The 21,651-nt window shown below is 44.0% G+C and carries 24 protein-coding genes; 9 read left to right on the plus strand and 15 right to left on the minus strand.

Features of this window, described 5'->3' with window-relative positions:
- Positions 1 to 8 precede the first annotated feature (8 nt).
- From A3738_RS17295 to A3738_RS17310, 4 genes are all read left to right on the plus strand, one after another.
- Positions 9 to 1,136: an ABC transporter ATP-binding protein gene (locus A3738_RS17295; protein ID WP_068502874.1), complete on the plus strand. Its 1,128-nt coding sequence runs from the start codon at positions 9 to 11 to the stop codon at positions 1,134 to 1,136.
- Positions 1,133 to 2,056 carry an ABC transporter permease subunit gene (locus A3738_RS17300; protein ID WP_068502869.1) on the plus strand — a complete coding sequence of 308 codons (924 nt, stop codon included), beginning with the start codon at positions 1,133 to 1,135 and terminating at the stop codon, positions 2,054 to 2,056. Before A3738_RS17295 ends, A3738_RS17300 begins: the two co-directional genes overlap by 4 nt.
- Positions 2,046 to 2,885, plus strand: coding sequence for an ABC transporter permease subunit (locus A3738_RS17305; protein WP_068502866.1), 840 nt, complete (start codon positions 2,046 to 2,048; stop codon positions 2,883 to 2,885). The genes A3738_RS17300 and A3738_RS17305 overlap by 11 nt, the downstream gene beginning before the upstream one ends.
- A gap of 112 nt (positions 2,886 to 2,997) precedes the next feature.
- The gene (locus A3738_RS17310; protein WP_068478930.1) at positions 2,998 to 4,095 is read left to right on the plus strand and encodes an extracellular solute-binding protein; all 1,098 of its coding nucleotides are present in this window, start codon (positions 2,998 to 3,000) and stop codon (positions 4,093 to 4,095) included.
- Positions 4,096 to 4,317: 222 nt separating this feature from the next.
- Here A3738_RS17310 and A3738_RS17315 read toward each other — a convergent pair whose 3' ends face one another.
- From A3738_RS17315 to A3738_RS17325, 3 genes are all read right to left on the minus strand, one after another.
- Positions 4,318 to 5,619 carry an FAD-binding oxidoreductase gene (locus tag A3738_RS17315; protein WP_068502863.1) on the minus strand — a complete coding sequence of 434 codons (1,302 nt, stop codon included), beginning with the start codon at positions 5,617 to 5,619 and terminating at the stop codon, positions 4,318 to 4,320.
- Positions 5,620 to 5,784: 165 nt separating this feature from the next.
- Positions 5,785 to 6,921 carry an alanine dehydrogenase gene (ald, locus tag A3738_RS17320; RefSeq protein WP_068478120.1) on the minus strand — a complete coding sequence of 379 codons (1,137 nt, stop codon included), beginning with the start codon at positions 6,919 to 6,921 and terminating at the stop codon, positions 5,785 to 5,787.
- Positions 6,922 to 7,100: 179 nt separating this feature from the next.
- Complete coding sequence (locus tag A3738_RS17325; RefSeq protein ID WP_068481781.1) at positions 7,101 to 7,559, minus strand: winged helix-turn-helix transcriptional regulator; 459 nt, start codon at positions 7,557 to 7,559, stop codon at positions 7,101 to 7,103.
- A gap of 270 nt (positions 7,560 to 7,829) precedes the next feature.
- Between A3738_RS17325 and nhaR the strand changes: the two genes are divergently transcribed.
- Positions 7,830 to 8,753, plus strand: coding sequence for a transcriptional activator NhaR (gene nhaR / locus A3738_RS17330; protein WP_068476073.1), 924 nt, complete (start codon positions 7,830 to 7,832; stop codon positions 8,751 to 8,753).
- On the opposite strand, the gene A3738_RS17335 is transcribed toward nhaR, so the two are convergent.
- Positions 8,728 to 9,048, minus strand: coding sequence for a hypothetical protein (locus tag A3738_RS17335; protein ID WP_068481778.1), 321 nt, complete (start codon positions 9,046 to 9,048; stop codon positions 8,728 to 8,730). The genes nhaR and A3738_RS17335 overlap by 26 nt on opposite strands.
- Positions 9,049 to 9,264: 216 nt before the next feature.
- Between A3738_RS17335 and A3738_RS17340 the strand changes: the two genes are divergently transcribed.
- Positions 9,265 to 9,624, plus strand: coding sequence for a hypothetical protein (locus A3738_RS17340; RefSeq protein WP_068502861.1), 360 nt, complete (start codon positions 9,265 to 9,267; stop codon positions 9,622 to 9,624).
- Positions 9,625 to 9,832: 208 nt separating this feature from the next.
- Positions 9,833 to 11,035 carry a Na+/H+ antiporter NhaA gene (gene nhaA / locus A3738_RS17345; protein ID WP_231876682.1) on the plus strand — a complete coding sequence of 401 codons (1,203 nt, stop codon included), beginning with the start codon at positions 9,833 to 9,835 and terminating at the stop codon, positions 11,033 to 11,035.
- A gap of 23 nt (positions 11,036 to 11,058) precedes the next feature.
- Here nhaA and A3738_RS17350 read toward each other — a convergent pair whose 3' ends face one another.
- Genes A3738_RS17350 through ubiE form a run of 8 tightly spaced genes read right to left on the minus strand, consistent with a single transcriptional unit; the run spans position 11,059 to position 16,514 of the window.
- Positions 11,059 to 11,778 carry a 16S rRNA (uracil(1498)-N(3))-methyltransferase gene (locus tag A3738_RS17350; protein ID WP_068481772.1) on the minus strand — a complete coding sequence of 240 codons (720 nt, stop codon included), beginning with the start codon at positions 11,776 to 11,778 and terminating at the stop codon, positions 11,059 to 11,061.
- A gap of 2 nt (positions 11,779 to 11,780) precedes the next feature.
- Complete coding sequence (gene tatC, locus A3738_RS17355; protein ID WP_068481754.1) at positions 11,781 to 12,551, minus strand: twin-arginine translocase subunit TatC; 771 nt, start codon at positions 12,549 to 12,551, stop codon at positions 11,781 to 11,783.
- Positions 12,548 to 12,883: a Sec-independent protein translocase protein TatB gene (tatB, locus tag A3738_RS17360; protein WP_068481743.1), complete on the minus strand. Its 336-nt coding sequence runs from the start codon at positions 12,881 to 12,883 to the stop codon at positions 12,548 to 12,550. Before tatB ends, tatC begins: the two co-directional genes overlap by 4 nt.
- A gap of 10 nt (positions 12,884 to 12,893) precedes the next feature.
- A complete protein-coding gene (gene tatA, locus A3738_RS17365) occupies positions 12,894 to 13,115 on the minus strand; it encodes a Sec-independent protein translocase subunit TatA (RefSeq protein ID WP_068481740.1) in 222 nt (73 codons plus the stop codon).
- Position 13,116: 1 nt separating this feature from the next.
- A complete protein-coding gene (locus tag A3738_RS17370; RefSeq protein ID WP_068481737.1) occupies positions 13,117 to 13,452 on the minus strand; it encodes a phosphoribosyl-ATP diphosphatase in 336 nt (111 codons plus the stop codon).
- A gap of 17 nt (positions 13,453 to 13,469) precedes the next feature.
- The gene (gene ubiB / locus A3738_RS17375; protein WP_068502857.1) at positions 13,470 to 15,110 is read right to left on the minus strand and encodes a ubiquinone biosynthesis regulatory protein kinase UbiB; all 1,641 of its coding nucleotides are present in this window, start codon (positions 15,108 to 15,110) and stop codon (positions 13,470 to 13,472) included.
- A 1-nt stretch (position 15,111) separates the two neighbouring features.
- A complete protein-coding gene (locus tag A3738_RS17380) occupies positions 15,112 to 15,741 on the minus strand; it encodes an SCP2 domain-containing protein (protein WP_068481732.1) in 630 nt (209 codons plus the stop codon).
- A complete protein-coding gene (gene ubiE, locus A3738_RS17385; protein ID WP_068479572.1) occupies positions 15,741 to 16,514 on the minus strand; it encodes a bifunctional demethylmenaquinone methyltransferase/2-methoxy-6-polyprenyl-1,4-benzoquinol methylase UbiE in 774 nt (257 codons plus the stop codon). Before ubiE ends, A3738_RS17380 begins: the two co-directional genes overlap by 1 nt.
- A 151-nt stretch (positions 16,515 to 16,665) precedes the next feature.
- Between ubiE and A3738_RS17390 the strand changes: the two genes are divergently transcribed.
- Positions 16,666 to 16,944, plus strand: a complete 279-nt coding sequence (locus A3738_RS17390) for a polyhydroxyalkanoic acid system family protein (protein WP_068479568.1) — start codon at positions 16,666 to 16,668, stop codon at positions 16,942 to 16,944.
- Positions 16,945 to 16,977: 33 nt separating this feature from the next.
- Positions 16,978 to 18,801, plus strand: coding sequence for a long-chain-acyl-CoA synthetase (locus A3738_RS17395; protein WP_068481729.1), 1,824 nt, complete (start codon positions 16,978 to 16,980; stop codon positions 18,799 to 18,801).
- Between the two features lie 8 nt (positions 18,802 to 18,809).
- On the opposite strand, the gene A3738_RS17400 is transcribed toward A3738_RS17395, so the two are convergent.
- From A3738_RS17400 to A3738_RS17410, 3 genes are all read right to left on the minus strand, one after another.
- A complete protein-coding gene (locus A3738_RS17400) occupies positions 18,810 to 19,625 on the minus strand; it encodes a crotonase/enoyl-CoA hydratase family protein (protein WP_068479559.1) in 816 nt (271 codons plus the stop codon).
- A gap of 16 nt (positions 19,626 to 19,641) precedes the next feature.
- On the minus strand, positions 19,642 to 20,373 hold the full coding sequence (locus tag A3738_RS17405; protein WP_068502112.1) for a hypothetical protein: 732 nt from the start codon (positions 20,371 to 20,373) through the stop codon (positions 19,642 to 19,644).
- 78 nt (positions 20,374 to 20,451) lie between these two features.
- The gene (locus A3738_RS17410; protein WP_068481726.1) at positions 20,452 to 21,420 is read right to left on the minus strand and encodes an alpha/beta hydrolase; all 969 of its coding nucleotides are present in this window, start codon (positions 21,418 to 21,420) and stop codon (positions 20,452 to 20,454) included.
- Positions 21,421 to 21,651: the final 231 nt, after the last annotated feature.

The following is a 21,651-nucleotide window of genomic DNA, read 5'->3' on the forward strand; positions in this document are numbered from 1 at the left end:
AGAAAATCATGGCGTCATCATTTGCCGATGATAAAAAAAATGTTCACCTATCTATTTCTCAAGTTGTTAAAGATTTTGATGGTTTCAAAGCGGTCAACGACGTTAGCTTAGATATCTATCAAGGAGAAATTTTCGCTCTGCTTGGTGCTTCTGGTTGTGGTAAATCTACTTTATTAAGAATGTTGGCAGGTTTTGAAAAGCCTACGTCTGGTGACATCATTCTTGATGGTCAAAGTATGTTGGATGTTCCTCCTTATGAGCGTCCGGTTAATATGATGTTTCAATCCTACGCTCTATTTCCTCATATGACGGTCGAGCAAAATATTGCCTTTGGTCTGAAGCACGATAATCTCTCAAGACCTGCGATTGCTAATAAAGTTGAAGAAGTATTAAACCTTGTTCGTATGACGGAATATGCGAAGCGAAAACCGCATCAATTATCTGGAGGGCAACAGCAACGTGTTGCGCTAGCTCGTAGTTTGGCTAAAGAGCCTAAGTTACTCCTGTTGGATGAGCCAATGGGTGCCTTAGATAAAAAACTGCGTACTCAAATGCAGCTTGAAATTGTCGATATCTTAGAGGCTGTTGAGGTGACATGCGTGATGGTAACGCATGACCAAGAAGAAGCGATGACTATGGCTTCTCGCGTCGGCATTATGGATCAAGGTGTGATTCGCCAGGTGGGCGAGCCAGTGGATGTATACGAGCATCCGAATAGCCGAATGACGGCAGAATTTATTGGCTCTGTGAATATTTTTGAAGGGACGCTATCAAAAGATGAGTCTGATCATGCTGAGTTAATATGCGATGATTTGACCGTTGCCATTCATGCCTCGCATGGTGTGGTAGGTAGTTTGGGTATGCCAATGGCCTACGCAGTCAGACCTGAGAAAATCCAAATTAAGCGCCGTGCCCCGGATCAGCCTTATAACTGGGCGAAGGGTGCGATTAAAGATATTGCTTATCTTGGAAGCCATTCGATTTATCATGTTGAACTAGCAAACGAAAAAATTGTACTCGTATCAATGGCCAACAGTGATCGTTGGTCAGAAGTTGATGATGGTCCTCGCCTCAGTTGGGAAGATGAGGTGTATGTATACTGGGCTGACGATAGCGGAGTTATGCTGAACTCATGAATATCGCCCAAGTATTTACCCAAACACTGAAACAATCGGGCAAGAAACTGGTCGTTCTGTTACCGTTTTCTTGGCTGCTTGTCTTCTTCTTAATTCCCTTTCTGATTGTTCTCCAGATCTCTTTTAGTGAGTCGCGCATAGCGCAGCCGCCGTTTACGGACCTCACTAGTTTTGTTGATGACGTTTATACGATTAGCCTTAACTTATTCAATTACATTGATTTGTATGAATATGATCTTTATTTGAGTGGTTATATTAGTTCCGTGAAGATTGCGTTCACGGCTACAACCTTATGTTTGCTGATTGGTTACCCGATTGCTTATGCGATTGCGAAGTTGCCCCCGCACACTAGAAACCTCGCGTTGATGCTCGTCATCCTTCCATCTTGGACATCATTCCTTATTCGTATTTACGCTTGGATCGGTATATTGAAGCAAAACGGTCTAATCAATAATGCCTTGATGGGCTTAGGTGTGATCGAGCAGCCCCTAGAAATTTTGCATACTCCGATAGCGGTTTACATCGGTATTGTGTATGCCTACTTACCGTTTATGGTATTGCCGATTTATACAAACCTTGTGAAGCACGATTCGACTTTATTGGAAGCGGCTGCTGATCTTGGTGCAAGACCAATTGGTTCATTCTTCAAAATTACCTTGCCTTTGTCTGTCTCGGGCATTGTTGCAGGCTCAATGCTGGTGTTTATTCCATCCGTCGGTGAGTTTGTTATCCCTGAATTGTTGGGCGGTCCAGATACCTTGATGATTGGTAAATTGCTTTGGAGTGAGTTCTTCAATGCGCGTAACTGGCCTGGAGCATCTGCGGTGGCAGTAGTTATGTTGCTGTTACTTATTTTGCCGATCACGATCTTCCAGCGTTATCAGGCAAAAGATTTAGAGGAGCAGGCTAATGAGCACTAACAAGACCAATAAATTGTCTTGGGCAATCTTATTAGGTGGGTTTGCTTTTCTATACTTCCCGATTTTTATATTGATTGTCTACTCGTTCAATGAGTCGCGTTTGGTGACAGTTTGGGCAGGATTTTCGACAAAATGGTACGGCGAGCTATTTGAAGACGAACAAATGATGAGCGCCGTTTGGATGAGTTTGAAAATTGCATTTTTAAGTGCGAGTGCTGCGGTCGCATTAGGCACCTTGGCCGCGATCGCCTTAGTGCGATCGGGCGCATTTAAAGGCAAAACGCTGTTTACCGGAATGATTACTGCACCCTTGGTCATGCCGGAAGTAATTACGGGTTTGTCGCTTTTACTCTTGTTTGTAACGATGTCGCAAGTACTTGGTTGGCCTGAGGGGCGTGGTAGCTTAACGATCTGGATTGCCCATACAACTTTTAACATGGCTTATGTGGCTGTGGTTGTGTCTGCAAGATTACGCGAGCTTGATCGACGTTTAGAAGAAGCTGCGATGGATCTTGGTGCTAACAAATTCCAAGTGTTTATCTACATCACTTTACCAATTGTTGCGCCAGCATTATTGGCTGGATGGCTATTGGCATTTACTTTGTCGCTCGATGATTTAGTAATCGCGAGTTTCGTATCGGGGCCAGGTTCTACAACCTTACCAATGGTGGTGTTCTCTAGTGTTCGATTAGGTGTGAGTCCAAAAATAAATGCATTAGCGACATTACTTGTTTTGGCCGTGGCAATGGCGGCCTTTATCGCATGGTGGTTCATGCGAAGAAATGAATTGCAAAGACAAAAGGAAATTCGCTCGGCATTTAGTCAATAAGCGAATGGGGCATAGATAAGACATTGATGTGTTCCAGAAAGGAAAATGACTCGGCAGAGCAGTTAAGGCAGAGTTAATTAAGATCTTCTTAGGGTGTAATCGAGGAAAAATTATGAAAGCAATAAAAAAGCTAGCGTTGGCAACAGCGTGTGCGGTGGCTACAACAGGCGCTATGGCCGAAGAGAAAGTATTAAACGTTTATAACTGGTCTGACTATATCGCTGAAGATACTTTAGCGAATTTTGAAGCCGAGACTGGTATTAAGGTCGTTTACGATGTCTTCGATAGTAACGATGTTCTGGAAGCAAAACTGCTTTCAGGCAAGACTGGTTATGATGTTGTTGTGCCTTCAGCGACATTCTTGGCGCGTCAAATTCAAGCCGGAGTTTTCCAGCCACTTGATAAGTCAAAACTTCCGCAGTATGAAAATCTCGATGCACCGATGATGGAAAAGTTGACTTCGCATGATCCAGACAATGCTTACTCTATTCCTTACCTTTGGGGTACTACAGGCATTGGTATCAATGTGGGACAAGTTACAGAGCGTTTAGGCGAAGACATGCCTGCTGATTCATGGGATCTGGTTTTCAACCCAGAGATTGCGGCTAAATTAGCTGACTGTGGTATCACAATGCTTGATGCGTGGGACGAAGTTGTTCCAACCGTATTGAATTACTTGGGCGAAGACCCTAAATCAACTGATACAGCGCTTTTGAACGGCAAAGTAAAAGACACCCTTAGTGCAGTTCGTCCACACATTCGTTACTTCCACTCTTCGCAATATATCAACGACCTAGCAAATGGTGATGTGTGTGTGACAGTCGGTTGGTCTGGCGACATTCTTCAAGCGATGGATCGTGCTGACGAAGCTGAAAATGGCGTTGAAGTATCTTACGTAATTCCTAAGGAAGGCGCAGGTCTTTGGTTTGATATGCTCGCGATTCCTAAGGATGCAAGCCACCCAGAAAATGCACACAAGTTCTTAGACTTCTTGATGCGTAAAGATGTGATGGCGGGTATCTCAAACTACGTTTGGTATCCAAATGCGATCCCTGGCTCTAAGGAAATGATTGATGAGGAAATTACATCTGACCCATCAATTTATCCAACGCCAGAAGTAGAAAAGAATCTTTTCACTTTTCCTGTTTATGCTCCTAAATTTGACCGTGCCGGTTCACGCATGTGGACAGCGCTTAAGAGCGGCAAATAATACGAGCAGTGAATTGATACCTATGAAGAGCTAATAAGGCTTCTTATACATAGGGAACTTCTAGGCCTCCATTGTTTCAATGGGGGCTTTTTTTATTTTTAGACTTATCGAGCACCCAATAGAGATGGCTTAAAAATTCTTAGGGGGGACTCATCGCACTTATTTTAGACAAAAAAATACCCGCGACAGATTGTGCGGGTATTCGTTATTGATTGAAGTGTTTTACTTGAACTTCTCGAGCAAAAGGTAGTACCACATGCCAATGGCTAAGAACTGATTGCCGAGCCACTCAGAACCCGGTACGCGGATATGAGAGCATTGAGCGAAGGTATCAAATTCATGCAGATGACCAGTGATGGCATTAGCCATAATTTCGGAGACAATGTGGCTTGTTGCGATACCATGTCCAGAGTAGCCTTGCGCATAAAAAACGTTTTCAGATAGCTTTCCGAGCTGAGGAATGCGGTTGATAACGATGCCCATCATGCCGCTCCACTGATAGTCGATGCCAACGCCTTTGAGGGCAGGGAAGGTGCGTTCAATCGCAGGTCTTAATTCAGCAGCTATATCTCGTGAAGGCTTGCCGCTATAATTTGCGCCACCTCCGAATAGGAGACGTTTGTCTGCTGTCATGCGGTAATAGTCGAGCACGAAACGACAATCATACACAGCAAGATCTTTCGGGTTTATTTGCTCAGCTAACTCGCCCAAGGGCTCAGTAGCAACAATACCTCCTGCCGCCGGGAAGATCTTTCCACTCATTTTGCTACGTTGAAGACGATGATAAGCGTTGCCGGCTAACAAGACGGTATTTGCTGTGACGACACCATTCTCGGTAATAACTTGAGGGCGTTGGCCCTGCTTGATGTCCACAACCAGTGTGTTCTCGAATATTTGTACGCCTAGTTGTTGAGCCGCAGCAGCTTCTCCCAAGCATAGATTGAGAGAATGCAGATGCATGTTCTTTTTATTGTAGAGCGCGCCGTGATAGATCTCTGTCTCTAGGTAGTCAGGAATATCGTTCTTCAGTAGAAGCTTGACCTGGTCTCCCATGCCATTTGCGAGAGCTAAGTCGTAACTTGCTTGGAGTTCTTTCATGTGGCTTGGTTTATAAGCTGCATGTAAATGGCCATATTTCAGGTCGCAATCGATATTATATTTTTGAACGCGTTCTTTAATGATGTCATGACCACGCCAACGCAGATTCCAAATAAAGTCATCGACATCTTTGCCTAGTTTGTTACGCATTTGCTTACGCATTGCTTCGTCGCCAGACAAACTACCGGTAACTTGACCTCCGTTACGTCCGGTCGCCCCCCAAGCAATTTTGTTCGCTTCTAATAACGCAACGTTCAAGCCTTTTTCTGCGAGCTCAAGTGCTGTATTCACACCGGTGAAGCCACCGCCGACGATCGCAACATCAACATCGATTGCTTGGTTTAGGCTCGGGTAATCGCTTTCTTGGTTGACTGTAGCGGTGTAGTACGCGCCGCATCGTTCGGTATTTGGAGATGAATGAGACATGAATAAGCCGTTTGATATATTTTACAACATGTGTTCAGTTTTGCACGATTAAGAGGTTGTGACAAGTAATAGTTTGTATGCGGTTTGAGGAGGGAGAGGGTAACTAAAATGTGAAGTTTAGGAGCCGATTTTTCGACCCCTAAATATTAATCAGACCTTCTTTAACTACGCGCTTTTCTTAATATCTTTCATCGCTAGTGCAGAAGCTGGCGATACATAAGCGTATCCAAGTGCTTCAGCGACGGGTTCGTTAGTAACCATGCCTTTGTGGACGTTAAGCCCCTCGAGTAAATGTGCGTTTTCTGTCAGCGCATGTACGCCTTTGTTTGCCAATGAAATCGCGTATGGAAGTGTCGCATTGGTCAATGCAAAGGTTGAGGTTCTAGCGACACCGCCAGGCATATTCGCTACACAGTAGTGAACAATGCCATCTACCTCATATGTAGGGTTTTCATGCGTTGTTGCTTTTGATGTTTCGAAACAGCCGCCCTGATCAATCGCGACATCCACCAAGACAGCGCCTTTCTTCATGTCTTTAAGCATGTCGCGGGTAATGAGCTTAGGAGCTGCTGCGCCAGGAATCAGCACGGCGCCGACCACTAGGTCTGCGTTTTTAATGTGTTTTTCGATTGCATCTGCGGTGCTGTATACAGTGTTCATTTGCGAGCCGTAGATGTCATCAATTTGCTTCAAGCGTTCAATGCTACGGTCAAGGATAGTTACGTTAGCGCCAAGTCCAGAAGCCATACGAGCTGCGTTTAGACCTACAACTCCGCCACCAATGACAACCACACTTGCAGGTTCTACGCCCGGAACGCCGCCGAGTAGCATGCCATTACCGCCTTGTGCTTTCTCAAGAGTATGCGCGCCGGCTTGGATAGACATGCGGCCTGCTACTTCTGACATTGGTGCAAGTAAAGGTAGGCCGCCTTTGTCATCGGTAATTGTTTCGTATGCAACTGCTGTCACGCCAGATTTTAAAAGAAGTTCAGTTTGCTTTGGGTCTGGAGCCAGGTGTAGATATGTGAAAAGAAGCTGATCTTCTCGAAGGAGCGCGCATTCTTGTGGTTGAGGCTCTTTTACTTTGATAATCATTTCAGCTTGCGCAAACACATCTTCTGCAGTCGCTACAATTTGTGCGCCTGCCGCAATATATTGCTCATCTTCTAAGCCAATGCCGGCGCCTGCACTTTTTTGCACAATAACAGAGTGGTTGTTTGCGATAAGCTCTTTTACACCCGCTGGCGTTAAGCCAACGCGGTATTCGTGATTTTTAATCTCTTTTGGTACACCGATAAGCATGTTCTCTCCCTCTTGATTCGTGTCATGTTCAAATACGAATAATGTTAGAGAAGAACGAACAGAATTATCTTCTTAATTGTAGCTTGAAAGAAAATTTTTCAGGCTAACCGTCTGTTATTTANATTTTTATTGGATATATGTTCTTTATTATTTAATTTGAGAAGCATGTAATGATTTTATTAGATCGATAAATCTAAGGTCTCTTTGACTTGCTCCATCACTACATAAGACGTTGATTCTAAGACTCCAGGTAAGGTTAAAAGTGTTTCCCCCAGAAAAATTCGGTAGGCATTCATATCGTTTACTCGCGCTTTGATTAGGTAGTCAAAGTTACCCGACACTAAGTAGCACTCTTGCACTTGTTCAAGTGCTTGGGCCGCAGCATTGAAGCGTTTGAAAATATCGTCACTGGTTCTGTTCAAGCGAATTTGAACAAACACTAGTAGAGATGCGCCTAAGGCTTCTGGATCGAGCTGAGCGTGATAACCTTTGATGATGCCCTCGCGCTCGAGCTTTTTTACACGTTCAAAGCATGGCGAACTAGACAAGCCTACGCGCCGCGCCAGTTCAGCAAAACTAATACGCGCATCGTTTTGTAATTCGCGCAATATTTTTAGGTCGATCTTACTGAGCTGCATGATTAATCTCCTTTATTCATTGGGTCATGAAGTCTATTTTAGATGATTATGCCAAAGAATGGATATAGTGCAGAATAAATGGCTGAAACATCTAACAAGTGAAGATGCTACGTACACATCCTGCGACGCAATAAATTTGTTTTTCTTTGTAAATCCGATTTCAAAAATTGCTCGTAATAGCCGTTATTAAACGGCTAATTATTCGAATATATCTTTCAATTGGCTTGTCTTACTCTTACGGCCAATGTTATTGATTCAGTGGAGATCACAATGCGGCATTTGAATTACAACCACTTGCTTTATTTTTGGACTGTTGCGAAAGAAGGTAGCGTTGCGAAAGCTGCCGATATCCTCCATTTGACGCCACAGACTATCAGTGGTCAGTTAAAAGTGCTCGAAGACAGTATCGGAGAACCTTTATTTCAGCGTGTTGGACGAGGACTCGCTATTACTGAGACTGGACGCGTTGTAGAGCAATATGCAGATGAGATCTTTTCTCTTGGGTCTGAACTGACTCAGCGAGTGAAGAGTAAGCAGCCAGGCACTCCCATTAATTTCAATGTTGGGATCGTAGACTCGATACCTAAGTTAATTGCATACAAGATTCTTGAGCCTGCTCTAAGTTTTGAGCAGCCGATCAAAATCGTTTGTATGGAGGGAAAGCTAGAGACGCTGTTGGGTGACTTAGCCGTCCATAAACTTGATTTGATTTTGTCTGATCGAAGTATTCCAACAGGCTTAAATGTAAAAGCTTACAGTCATGAGTTAGGCGAAAGTGATTTGACCTTTTTTGGAACACCCGCCCTGTGCGCGCAATACGAAGGTTCATTCTCCAAATTCTTAGATAATGCGCCTGTTTTGTTGCCAGTGAATAATCATGTCTTGCGTCGCAGTCTCGATGATTGGTTTGATCGAGAAGGCATTACTCCGAAAATCGTCGCTGAATTTGATGATAGTGCATTACTCAAAGCTTTTGGCGAGGCAGGCGCGGGCTTCTTCCCAGCGCCAAGTGCTATGCGTCGACAAGTTGAAACAATGTATGGGGTAAAGGCAATTGGAGAAGTGTCTGATGTATCAGAGCACTTCTTCGTGATTTCGCCGGAGCGAAAGTTAAAACATCCTGCGGTGGTGTCGATTACCGAAACCGCGCGTTCAAATCTAGCTTCGATCAACCAGTCTGAGCGACTGTTTTAGGCTCATTGATTCCTCGTATTCTACGCAGCATTGAGCGTCTCGCTTTGGCGAAGATCTGCTCGATCGCTGCGCCACAATTCTCAAGTTCGAGTGCAATAGATATCTTCTGACCATTCGCTGGTATTACATCGAGCTCACAGCGATATACGGTGTCTTGAACGCTCGTTTGTTTGTCAATAAATAGATTCACTGACTCAATATCGTCTACAAGACTCCCTAGATGGATGTTGTAATACAGATCTATAGTGCGTTCCCAATATGCCAATACTTTTTCGTTCACGTTTAGGTACAGCATTACGAGCCTCCTCTTCAGCGTTTAACCAATGCTACTGAATGCGAAATAGCTTCTTCCATCAGTTATTAATCAACGATGAGTTCGAATACTTCGATCAATAATTGTTCGCTTTTATGATCATTTTTTTCGTTCTTTCGAGACGAATAAATCTTCTTTTTTCGAAGTGACGTGGATGACAGGATGACACCTACGGTTCACAACGATGGAGACTCGTAAATGAAGACTGTACATAAATACCTTCTCGAGAATGAAGGCAAGGACACAACCTTAAAGCCTAAGGAAGGGTTCAAGGTTCTTCACTGTCAGCGAGTATTAGTTGATAAAGCCATTTACTTGTGGGTAGAAGAACCTTTGCCGGCGGAAACGCCTTCGGTAAATGAGACCTTTCGCATTGTGAAATCTGGCGACCCTGTTCCCGTATTAAGTCAGCATGTTGCTACGACAGTCGATGTTTATGCTCCCGAGGCATATCACGTATTTCAGGTGTCTCGTCAGATTGTTTCTACTGGAAACGAAGCCCAATCCACCATAGCGCAAGAAGCTAAAGCACCGCTGTATTTACCATTGAGAGCTTAATTTTGGAGGCCTTTGAGAAAGTTAATTACTTCCTCTATTAATCATCTCCACCTTTAGCGTAAAGCAACTCCCTAAACGTGCTTTACGCTTTTTTTGGATTCATTTTTATAGACAGAATTTATCGATGATTTAGAGGTATATTCGACTTTTTCGGCGTACTACTGATGCGTATAAAGGATTGCTAAACAAGCTAACAATGGAGATCGTTGTGACAAAAGTTTTTCGAGAGATGGTTCAGCATGATGCTGCTGGAGGTGTGTTGTTGATTTGTGCTGCCCTATTGGCCCTTATCATGGCTAATTCGGGCATCAACATGTTCTATAGCGACTTCCTTAACATGCCGGTTGTCTTGCAACTAGGTGGCTTTGAAATAGCGAAACCGCTGTTGCTATGGATCAATGACGGACTCATGGCTTTGTTCTTCTTCCTTATAGGTCTAGAAGTAAAACGCGAAATACTAGAAGGACATTTGTCATCGAAGGATCAAATTATTCTTCCTGGTATAGCGGCAATAGCAGGGATCGTTGCTCCGGCTTTAGTGTATGTATTTTTTAATACTGGCGATGAAGTCGGGCTAAGAGGTTGGGCGATTCCTTCGGCGACCGATATTGCCTTTGCGCTGGGTTTGTTTAGCTTATTTGGTAAGAGCTTGCCTTTAACCTTAAAGCTGTTCTTACTGTCTGTGGCTATCTTCGATGACATTGGCGCAATCGTTATTATCGCTCTGTTTTATTCTGCGGATTTGTCAGGTCTTTCTTTGTCTGTGGCGGGATTTGGCTTAGTCGGATTGTTTATCTTGAACCGTTTAAAGGTGAGAGCGCAAGCTGCGTATATCATCATAGGTGTGGTTGTCTGGGCGGTCGTATTGAAGTCAGGCGTGCATGCGACGCTTGCTGGTTTCATCGTCGCTTGGTTTATACCTCTCAATGTGAAGACTGAGCACGGGCATTCCATGCTCAAGCAAATGGAGCATGGCATTCAGCCATGGGTCGCATTTTTCATCCTGCCTGTCTTTGCGTTCGCTAATGCGGGTGTGAACTTGGTAGGTATTGGAGTGGAAGACTTGTTCCATCCCGTTACGATGGGCATCGCACTTGGGCTATTTGTTGGTAAACAAATCGGTATTTTTGGTGTGTGTTGGTTAGCAATCAAGTCAGGTATTACATCGCTTCCTAAGGGAACGACTTGGTTACAACTCTATGGTGTGTGTATTCTTTGCGGCATAGGTTTTACGATGAGTTTGTTTATCGGGTCGCTTGCTTTTGAAGGCATGGATGCAGCATATCAAGAGAGCGTTAAGCTAGGAGTTTTGTTAGGCTCGTTGTTGTCAGCCGTGATGGGATCGATAGTAATTGTGAAGAGTCGTGAACAAGAGGTGCCAGACCTGCGAGCACAACAGAGCTACTCATAGTTAGGACTAAGGCTTTGCTCAGCTTATGCTGGGTAAAGCCTTGATAGTAGTGCTGGGACGGCAGTTTCAGTCCTTAAGATCCGATCTCCTAGATGCACAGACTCAAACTGTTGTTCGTAAAATTTCGAGACCTCATATTTTGTAAATCCTCCCTCTGGACCAATTGCTAAGGTCACTGGCTGTTTCGGATCTAATTGAACAGGGCACGGCGTTTCAGTGTGCGGATGTGCGATGAGTTTGAGGTCATTTCCCGCTAGGTCGCTTAATTCGTCTTCTACAAAAGGTTTGAACAGCTTTCTTGTTTTGAATACGGGCATCACCGTATCTTTGGCTTGCTCTAAGCCGATGAGCGCATTTTCACGCAGTGATTCCTCGTTTAACCAAGGGGTCTGCCAATAACTCTTTTCTACCTTCCAGGCATTGATAAAGGTGAAGTCTTTGACTCCCATCGTGACGGCAGTTTGAATGATGCGACGAAGCATTTTAGGCCGTGGTAGCGCCAATACGAGCTTGATCGGTAATGGTGCTGGGGCTTGCTTTGTACAGCGAAATGTTAGCTTTGCTTGTACTTGATTGAGCTCGGTTAATGTGCCTTTCCCAATCAAACCGTTTTCAATGCCTACGCTCAGCGTATCACCGGTTTTCGCGCGCAAGGTCTTGTGGATATGCTCGAGCTGCCGTCCTTTAATGACGGCAGTCGACTCATCGATAATATTGTTTGGAGAGAGTAAGAGCAGGTTCATTACTAGTTTGTTAGTTGCTCATTTTCTGTTTGTTTTTTCTCAATAAGTTTTGAAAACAGTAAACCGATTTCGAACAAAAGCCACATTGGAAGGGCTAGCAATGTTTGAGAAATAACGTCAGGTGGAGTCAGAAGCATACCCACAACAAAACAGCCAACAACGAGGTAAGGGCGCTTCTCTGAAAGGCTGGCTGTGCTTGTCGCCCCCACTGACACGAGAATAATAATCGCAATCGGGATTTCAAAAGCAAAGCCGAACGCGAAAAACATCTTCATGACGAAGTCGAGATAGCGACTGATGTCAGTCATCACCGCAACACCTTCTGGTCCTGCAGAGGTAAAAAATCCAAATACCAATGGGAATACGACAAAGTAGGCAAAGGCCATTCCTAGATAAAACAGCAGCACGCTTGAGAATAATAAAGGCATTGCTAGGCGCTTTTCTTTATCGAACAGAGCGGGAGAGATAAATCCCCAAATCTGGAAAAGCACATAAGGCATTGCGATAAAGATCGATGCGAAGAAAGTAAGCTTGAAAGGGGTTAGAAAAGGCGAGGCAACTTCTGTTGCTATCATGGTTGTGCCTTCAGGCATCAGCGCACGAAGTGGCTCGGATAATAATTGATAAAGATCGTTCGCAAAATAATAGAGAGATAGAAATACCACTATGACCGCGATCACGGCTTTAAGCATACGATTTCTTAGCTCAATTAAGTGAGCCATTAAAGGTTGAGCCTGATCGTTTTCAGGCGCGCTTGAATCGTTGTCGCTCATACTTCTTTACTTGGTGCGGTTGAAGATTCCAATGGCTGACTGGTGCTAAGGCTTTCTTTTTCAACGTCGGCTAATGCTTGCGAAACTGTCTGATGAATTTTGTTTGCATCATCATTGATATCCAAGCTGTTGCCTTGTTTTTTAAGTTGCTCTCGAAGTTCTTCTATTTCTACCTGACGATCAATTTCTTGAGAAAGTGTGCTGGTTAGTCGTCGAGCTTTGCCAATCCATTTGCCAATTGTCGCGGCTGCTTTAGGAAGACGCTCTGGCCCCAGGACGAGCAGCGAAATAATGGCAACGATGATAATTTCAAGAAAGCCAATATCAAACATAGGTGTTTATCTATGCCTTGTTATTGTCTGAATTTGTTTTTTCAGCTTTAACGTCGATCACGTCATCATCTTTCTTATCAAGCGGTTTAGCTTGCTCTTCGTCTTTCATTGCTTTTTTAAAGCCTTTTACTGCGCCGCCAAGATCTCCGCCCATATTGCGAAGTTTTTTGGTGCCGAATATCAAGGCAACAATCACTAAAATAATCAGTAGCTGAGTAGGGCTGATTCCCATATTAAGACTCCTTCTTACGTTGAGCTTTTTCTTCTAAGCCAGAGAGGTTAAAGCGTCGCTCCAACTCATTTAGTATTTCTTCGTTCGTAATGTCTAAGTGAGATAGCATAACCATAGTATGAAACCAAAGGTCTGCTGTCTCGTATATTAGATCTTGTTTATTACAATCAGTTTGCGCATCTTTCGCTGCCAAAATTGTTTCGGTGCATTCTTCGCCAACTTTCTCGAGAATTTTATTTAGTCCCTTATTGTGAAGGCTTGCGACGTATGAACTTTCTGGATCTGCTGAACGCCGTGCATCCAAAACTTCTTGTAGTTGCTTTAATACGTCAGACATTAAATTCAATTCTCCAATTACTTTGATGTAAGCAGTAGCCAGGCACCTAGCGTGATACTTAGTGCAGAGGCGGCTGACAGTGTTTGCGCGATGTGGAGCCAATCCGCATTGCTTGAGATTAAGCCTGTGCCAATCAATACGCAAGCAAGTACTTTACGTTTCTTGTTTGGTTTTTGTGTATCGCCTTGGTATGAGCTTGTTTGTGCCCTTGGGGGCTCGAGACGACTTAGGTTGTCCATGGTCTCGTAGATTAACTTAGGTAGTTCTGGTGACTGCTGTACTAAATCTGGGAATTGCTCGCGTAGTCGCTTGAATACGCCTGGTGGTGCAAGTCGATCGCGCATCCAGCGTTCTAGAAAGGGTTTTGCTGTACTCCATAGATCCAGATCTGGGTATAGCTGTCGGCCTAATCCTTCAATATTGATTAAGGTTTTCTGCAAAAGAACGAGTTGAGGTTGTACTTCCATATCGAAGCGTTGTGCGGTTTGGAAAAGACGCACTAAGAATTGGCCAAATGAAATTTCGCTTAACGGTCGTTCAAAAATGGGCTCACAGACTGTTCTTATTGCCGCTTCAAATTCTTCCACGCGTGTTGTCGATGGCACCCATCCAGAGTCAACATGTAAGCGTGCTACTTCGTGGTAGTCGCGATTGAAGAATGCGAGCAGGTTGCGGGCAAGATAGTTCTGGTCTTCTTCGCCAAGAGTACCGACAATGCCGAAATCGACGGCGATATACTGAGCTGCTTGCGGATTTTTTGTTGAAACAAAAATATTGCCGGGATGCATGTCTGCATGGAAAAAACTATCGCGAAAAACTTGTGTGAAGAAAATCTCGACACCGCGTTCAGCGAGAACTTTTAAATCAACATGATGTGCTTTTAGCGTTTCGATATCGGCAACGGGAGTGCCATATATGCGTTCCATCACGAGCACATGTTGATTGCAATAAGGCCAATATACTTCTGGGATATAAATCAGCTCTGAGTTTAAGAAGTTACGGCGGATTTGAGAGGCATTGGCTGCTTCGCGTTGCAAATCAAGTTCATCGAATATGGTTTTTTCATAATCGAGAACAATTTGTTGAGCGCGTAAGCGTTTGCCGTTTTTCCATAAAGCTTCAAGCAAGTATGCAAATAGCTTCATGAGCGACAAATCTTGCTGAATAGTCTTCTTAATGTTTGGACGAATGACTTTAACAATCACTTCCTGTCCGTTAGGCAACTGCGCACTATGCACTTGAGCAATAGACGCTGAGGCCATGACGTCTTCATCGAATCGTGAAAACACCTCAGAGACAGGTCGGCCTAAACCCTTTTCAATAAGTAGAATCGACTCTTTCTGACTAAAGGGAGGTACTTGGTCTTGTAGCTTTTTCAGCTCATTGGCTAACTCGTCATCTAATAAGTCACGACGCGTTGAAAGCAGCTGCCCAAATTTAATAAAAATCGGGCCGAGAGTTTCAATGGCTAATCTCAGACGAACGGCTTTTGAATGCTTAGGTCTTGGAAACAACTGCCAAGGAGCCAGAATAAGCAGTAATCGCAGTGAGGTAGGGAGCGAAGTTAGTGGAAGAAAGTCATCTAAGCGATAACGGCAAGTCACCCATAATATTTTGAAGGCCCTGCTTAACTTTTTAGTTCCTAAGTCGGCAGCCAAACTAACCTCGCTTGATGCGTTTCGAAAGTGATCTTACTCTTGCTTCTAGACGATCTCCGGCCAAACGGAGTTGGTCTATCGCTTCGAATTGCTTGTTGGCTAATGCGCGAGAAGGAAGTAAACGAAGTTCGTATTTTACGAACTCTTCTAGGTCTTTCACGAAGTTTTTGCTGAAGGTCTTTGCAATGGTGATGCTTTGTTTTGCGCCGCTGCTGATAAATTTTGCTGGTGTATCGCCAATGAAGTTAGCTAGCAAGCCTTCCCAGTCGATATCTAAATTATCTGCAAAACGCTGAATTTGTTGTGCGCGTACGGCATCACCAGTAAACGCAAGGTCGCCTGAGTTCAGTAGAGTGGCAGTGTCTCTATAAGCGGCCAATTTTAATAGTCCTGACAGGCTGGCGGTCATGGTGACTGTTGGAGCTTGCTCTGCAGATAAAAGTAAGATGCGATTGTTTTTTGCGCCAATGAATAGCGATTGATTTAGATTGCTAATACGTAGTTCGAGCACACAGCCATTAAGAGGCTTTAGTTTTTGTTCTGAACCTGGATCCATAGATAAGGTAGCGTTGAGTGTTTTCTCAACGCTAGGTGCGAACTGTTGGAATAAAGGTTGGCTAAAGATGTTCACTACGCCTTTACTCCGGTGTGTAGAGCAACAATGCCGCCAGTCATATTTTGATAGCGCGTATTAACGAATCCTGCCTCATCCATCATACCCTTCAAGGTTTCTTGGTCTGGATGCATACGAATAGATTCAGCTAGGTATTTATAGCTTTCACTATCATTTGTGATGAGCTTGCCCATCATAGGGAGTGCGGTGAATGAGTATTTGTCATACACATCACTAAGCACTGTGTTAGTGGGTTTTGAAAATTCCAATATCAAAAGTCTGCCGCCCGGTTTCAATACGCGGAACATAGAGCGGATAGCTTTATCTTTATCAGTGACATTTCTTAAGCCAAACGCGATCGATACGGCATTAAAGTAATTATCTGGGAAGGGAAGGCATTCTGCATTCGCTTGTACAAATTCAATATTGCTGCCGTAGCCTTTGTCTAATAATCTGTCTCGTCCGACATTGAGCATAGAGGCGTTAATGTCAGCGAGTACAACTTTGCCTTGATCTCCAACGCGTTTGGAGAACTGCATCGTGAGATCTCCAGTTCCCCCCGCAATGTCTAGTACCTTATGACCAGAGCGTACGCCAGAGGACTCAATGGTCAAACGTTTCCATAAACGGTGGATTCCAAAAGACATTAAGTCGTTCATGATGTCGTATTTTGTAGCGACAGAATGAAATACGTCTGCGACTTTGCCGGCTTTTTCTTCGACGTTGACGTTCTCAAAACCAAAGTGAGTGGTGTTTTGATTGGTGTCGTTGTTTGCTTGGGTTTCTTTCACGCTAAGTTGCTCTTGCAAGACTAAATCTGCACCTATTCTATCGTTCACAGAGCTCGAAGACTATCTTGAAAACCAATTAGATTGTTCTGGGTTTGTGCAATATCGGTTAGACTTGCCAAATTGTAAAACTAATCAGCAATAGGATTTTTTGATGAGCGCAATTCGCATCGAAAGAACGCATAACCGAGGACTAGACGCTGCAAAGCAAGAAGCGGAAAGTTTAGCGGAAGATCTAACTGAAAAGTTTGGGCTCAAATACGGTTGGCAAGGTGAGACGCTTGCGTTTAAAGGATCTGGTGCGAAAGGTGAAATTCACTGTGCTTCGGATAGTATCGCGTTAACTTTAGAGCTTAGTTTTGTTTTGCGACCGTTTAAAACACGAATTGAGCAGGAAGTGCATAAATACCTCGACGCGTTTGCTGCAAAATAAAACTACCGATATCTAACAAAAATAAGAATCCTTATGACTCAAATAGCCAATCAGCGTGCTTTAAGCGCACGTGATCTTATCGTTCGTTCTCCCGAGCTTTTTAGAGGCCTTCCAAAGAAATTACGCGGTTTATATCGTGTCGCGCAGCAGCGTAAGAATCCCGTTAATAATTTAGCTTCGTGCTTTGAGCTGGCAGCATCAAAGTTTCCAGACAATATCGCGGTGATGTTTGAAGGGCAGTCTTTGAGTTATAGCGACTTCAATCGCAAAGCTAATCAAATTGCGCATTATCTAGAGGGCACAGGGACGGTAAAGGGCGATACGATTGTTGTCATGATGGAAAATCGTGTTGAGTTATTACTATGCGTTGTGGCGTTAGCGAAGTTGGGGGCAATTGCTGCGCTGATCAATACATCGCAGCGAGGCAATGTTCTTGAACATAGTATTCGTTTGGTTTCGCCCAAGCGCATCATTGTCGGTGAAGAGTTGTTCGACGCTTGTATGGCTGTTGAGTCAGCGCTGCCTGATGGCGATCAAAGTGTGTTATGGGTCGCTGATAAAGCTACGAATGATACGCCTAAAAATGCCTATGATTTGATGGCAGTCGCTGGTAACCAGAGTGAGCAGAACCTCCCGCATAGTGAACACATCCGAGCGAATGATCCTCTTTGTTATTTTTACACGTCGGGCACAACGGGCTTACCGAAAGCCGCCATATTAACCAATGGGCGATATATGAAAGCCTACGGTGGAATTGGGGAAGCGTGTATTCAGTTGCGTAGTGATGATCGCGTTTATGTTCCCTTGCCGTTTTATCACGCGACAGCGATGGTTGTGGCTTGGTCTAGTATCGTATCGAGTGGTGCAACCTTAGTATTGGTAAGAAAGTTTTCGGCAAGTAAATATTGGCATGATGTGGTTTCGCAAGGAGTGACTGCCTTGTGCTATATCGGCGAGTTGTGCCGGTACTTAGTGGCGCAAGCTCCGAGCGATATTGAGCGTGAAAACAAAGTGCGTGTGATGTTTGGCAATGGGCTTCGGCCAGAAATTTGGCGCGAATTTAAACAGCGTTTTGATATTGATCGCGTGCATGAGTTTTATGGCTCGAGCGAAGGCAATGTCGGCTTTATGAATGTGCTCAATTTAGACAATACCGTCGGTTTCTCTCCTGTTCCTTACGCCATTGTCCAATATGACCTCGATGCAGAAGAAGCGCGTCGTTTTTCTAATGGTTATATGAGAAAAGTAAGTCGAGGCGAAGCGGGATTGTTGCTCGGTGAAATTAATGAAAAATCTCCTTTCGATGGGTATACCGAGCCAGAAAAAACAGAGAAAACTATTTTGCGTAATGTCTTTAAGCAGGGCGATGCTTGGTTTAACACTGGCGACATGATGCGTGACTTAGGATTTCGACATGCTCAGTTTGTCGATCGTCTAGGGGATACCTTCCGTTGGAAAGGCGAGAATGTATCAACGACAGAAGTTGAAAATGTTCTGGGTCAATATAGTGGAGTCATCGACGCGATTGTCTATGGTGTCGAAATTCCAAAAACTAACGGGCGCGCAGGAATGGCAGCCTTGCGGTTTGAGAGCGGGCAGTCTTTTGATGGGCGAGCGCTATATGAATATCTGCAGGCACACGTACCAGATTACGCGATCCCTCACTTTATTCGTTTGGTTGATGAGGTTGAATCAACGGGTACGCACAAATATAAAAAAGCGCCTCTGAAAAAAGACGCTTATGATCCGCAGGCTTGCGGTAGTAAGGTGTTTGTTCGATTACCGAAACAAAGCAACTTTGAAGAGCTAACTCAGTCGCTATACCTAGATATTATGTCATCAAAGCATAGCTTCTAAGCGAAAGCTTATTGGCTGCGATCTGAATATTCGCTAGCTGATTTATCGCCGCTATAAACCGCACCAGCGATTTTTTGATTGTGACGGCCAATCAGTTTTCGTTGCAGTTTTGTTTCGAGATTCAAAGCTTGGCGAATGGTTGATAGCCATGCGCCGTTATAGAGCTTCTTGGTTAAGCTGATGGCATCTGGCGATTTGTTTGCAATCTCTTTCAAGAAAGCAGTTGCTTCCGCCATTGGGTCATCGCATATGCGCGTCACGAGGTTGTACTCAGCTGCTTTTTGGGCATCAAATACTTCTGCCGTCATCGTTAATTCTTTTGCCTTATCGATCGAGCAAAGCTCTCTTAATGCGATCGAGCCGCCCATATCTGGTATGAGTCCCCATTTCGTCTCCATGATCGAAAATGTGCAGTTCTTAGATGTGTAGCGAAAGTCTGCTCCAAGCGCTATTTGCATCCCTCCGCCCCAACATTTGCCATGGGTCACAGCAATAACGGGAACAGGTAGGTCACGCCATACGTAGCTAACTTCTTGTGCAAGATTAACGAATTTAGTGCCCGGTTTGATGAGCAATTTCACGGCCGTCATTGGGTTTTTGAACATGCTTTTTACGTCGATACCAGAGCAAAAAGATTTGCCATCGCCGGACAAGATGACGCCGCGAACTTTCTTGTCTTTGGATATTGTTTTCGCTGTCTTAACGATTGCTTCAAACATCGGCATATCTAGGGCATTGTGCTTGTCTGCGCGAGATAAGGTGACATAGGCGATTTGGTCTTTGATCTCGACCTTAACTCGATCTTTAATTATTGTTTCTGACATAAAAAATCCGTACAGCTCATGACTGAAATGGGTTGGGACGATTATTTAAGATGTTGGATAGTATATGGCTTTCGCGTTCAATCAAAGTTTGCATTAGCACGTCCACATCACTCATTTCATAAAATGCGTCTAGCCCTCTTAACAGAAAACCATGGAGTTCTTCGAGCCCTGCTTTCTTTGCTGGCTTTTTTGTCCAATTAAGAGTTAGTCGAAGTAGTGGGTTGTGTGCATGCTTGTCTAAGAGTTCTCCAGCCGCCTTAACAAGGTCTAATTGGCGCTGCCGTTGCTGTGCGGTGGAGGCTTTCTGATAGGCCTCTACATAAAGACTCTCGTTGATATCGCTAGCATTTATGCTCATTAAATATTGTACGAGTTGATCATCTAATTGCTGAGTAAGTAAATTCAATTCAACTAAATTGGCCACCGTATTGATTAAATTCTTCGGCAGAAGCTTAAGTAATTTGGGGAAGATACGCTCTAAGTCTCGATCTCGGGCAGAGAAATCGTGTGCGCCGTATAACTCCTCTAACAGAAAGTCGATGCCGCTGCGAAAGTTAAAATTGTCGTATAAATCTGCGTGAGTCGCTTTCAATCGCTCAGTTTGCCATTCTGCAAGACGGCACTTCATTGCACTACCTTGATGCGACAAGCTATTTAATTGGTAATCGTGGTAAGTAAGCATCAACGATTTTAGATGCAGAGCTTCAGGGCTTTTGGCTGGTGTTTCCGCTATACGCTCTCGGTACATGTTGACTCGCACAAATGTAAGATTTCGAGAGTGTAAACACCCTCGCAAATGTTGCAAGGGGTTTGATCTGGGTAGGGACTAGCTATTAGCGATGCGGAGCTGCTTTTTGGTTTGCTTGATCTGTTCGGCTCGCTCAGCAGATGGCGTGGTCTCGAATGATGGAATCCATTTGCGATCATCTAGCGTGACAAAATGGCTTAACGCTTCTGTTTCGATCACTCTGATAGATGTTGGGCTTTTTAGAGCGCTCTTTAACATCAGATTTCTATTGAGAATTCTATCTACTTTAGGAATTAAGAATGTTCCATGACGCAGATGTGCATAGGCTGAATAGTCGGCTTTATCCATCCATGCGAATAAGTTTTCAATGTTACGAACAATAGTGAGATGGTCTTTTGTTGCCGTAAATAGCTTGTGTAATAACTTTTTCTTTCGTGGGTTTAGTTTGCCGAAGAACATCTGCCCGTAAGACGAAGAGGGCGTGCTATTGATTAATCGAATTACCCAAGGCCACATTCCATGACTTACAGGCTCAAGCAGCGCAGATACGAGTGGGTGAGTCTTCCCGCCAGGTAGTGCTGGTGCTTCAAGGATAACTTCAACGTGCTCGAAAAGATCGGGACGTTGATTAACTGCTTCAAGAATGACGGCTCCACCTCGAGAGTGGCCATGAATTCTAATCTTGTTCGTGGTGGGAAGGTTTTCTAAAGCTTGTGTAAGAATACATGCATCATATTCTATTGTGCCTTCCAAATACTTAATTGGGATTTCCCAACTTGCCGGCTCCGGTAAAGGGCCTTCGACTGGAATATGATAGTTACTACAGGTGATGAGGATGAGTTCGGTGCTAGGGTCTTGGTATGACTGCGTAAAATAGCAATGGTTTTCTAAGAACCCATGAACGCCAATAACGGTGTGTGTTGCATCGTCCGCATGATTCCGAACACTGACAGCGCCTTTACCGACTGTAAACACTTTGCCTGAGAACATCTCAGTATATGTTTGTGCGATAGGCTTTATTAGTTTTCGAGCGTGAGTGGCTTGCACAGCAGTTAATCTCCCCAGTAATAACCGCCGCTAGTAATTCATCCTATCTAGCGATATTTGTGCTGTCCTTAGCTTTCATTATTAATGTTATTAAAGTGTTTGACTAAATATAGATCAGTAACTATATAAAAGCTCTTTAACAGTCTGTAATAACACGTTGATTTAATTATGGCAGATAGATGGAACGACGATGTTAAAAAATGTTATCTGTGATACTGTTTGTGACATGCG

It is taken from the genome of Oleiphilus sp. HI0066 (assembly GCF_001635725.1).

Bases quoted from the DNA above. Each gene is read 5' to 3' on its own strand.
- A3738_RS17405 (WP_068502112.1), bottom strand. From the start codon at position 20,373: ATGTACCGAGAGCGTATAGCGGAAACACCAGCCAAAAGCCCTGAAGCT.
- A3738_RS17325 (WP_068481781.1), bottom strand. From the start codon at position 7,559: ATGCAGCTCAGTAAGATCGACCTAAAAATATTGCGCGAATTACAAAAC.
- A3738_RS17370 (WP_068481737.1), bottom strand. From the start codon at position 13,452: ATGTCTGACGTATTAAAGCAACTACAAGAAGTTTTGGATGCACGGCGT.
- nhaR (WP_068476073.1), top strand. From the start codon at position 7,830: ATGCGGCATTTGAATTACAACCACTTGCTTTATTTTTGGACTGTTGCG.
- tatB (WP_068481743.1), bottom strand. From the start codon at position 12,883: ATGTTTGATATTGGCTTTCTTGAAATTATCATCGTTGCCATTATTTCG.
- A3738_RS17295 (WP_068502874.1), top strand. From the start codon at position 9: ATGGCGTCATCATTTGCCGATGATAAAAAAAATGTTCACCTATCTATT.
- A3738_RS17395 (WP_068481729.1), top strand. From the start codon at position 16,978: ATGACTCAAATAGCCAATCAGCGTGCTTTAAGCGCACGTGATCTTATC.
- A3738_RS17300 (WP_068502869.1), top strand. From the start codon at position 1,133: ATGAATATCGCCCAAGTATTTACCCAAACACTGAAACAATCGGGCAAG.
- A3738_RS17335 (WP_068481778.1), bottom strand. From the start codon at position 9,048: ATGCTGTACCTAAACGTGAACGAAAAAGTATTGGCATATTGGGAACGC.
- A3738_RS17310 (WP_068478930.1), top strand. From the start codon at position 2,998: ATGAAAGCAATAAAAAAGCTAGCGTTGGCAACAGCGTGTGCGGTGGCT.
- tatC (WP_068481754.1), bottom strand. From the start codon at position 12,551: ATGAGCGACAACGATTCAAGCGCGCCTGAAAACGATCAGGCTCAACCT.
- A3738_RS17400 (WP_068479559.1), bottom strand. From the start codon at position 19,625: ATGTCAGAAACAATAATTAAAGATCGAGTTAAGGTCGAGATCAAAGAC.
- A3738_RS17350 (WP_068481772.1), bottom strand. From the start codon at position 11,778: ATGAACCTGCTCTTACTCTCTCCAAACAATATTATCGATGAGTCGACT.
- A3738_RS17315 (WP_068502863.1), bottom strand. From the start codon at position 5,619: ATGTCTCATTCATCTCCAAATACCGAACGATGCGGCGCGTACTACACC.
- A3738_RS17305 (WP_068502866.1), top strand. From the start codon at position 2,046: ATGAGCACTAACAAGACCAATAAATTGTCTTGGGCAATCTTATTAGGT.
- A3738_RS17340 (WP_068502861.1), top strand. From the start codon at position 9,265: ATGAAGACTGTACATAAATACCTTCTCGAGAATGAAGGCAAGGACACA.
- ald (WP_068478120.1), bottom strand. From the start codon at position 6,921: ATGCTTATCGGTGTACCAAAAGAGATTAAAAATCACGAATACCGCGTT.
- A3738_RS17390 (WP_068479568.1), top strand. From the start codon at position 16,666: ATGAGCGCAATTCGCATCGAAAGAACGCATAACCGAGGACTAGACGCT.
- tatA (WP_068481740.1), bottom strand. From the start codon at position 13,115: ATGGGAATCAGCCCTACTCAGCTACTGATTATTTTAGTGATTGTTGCC.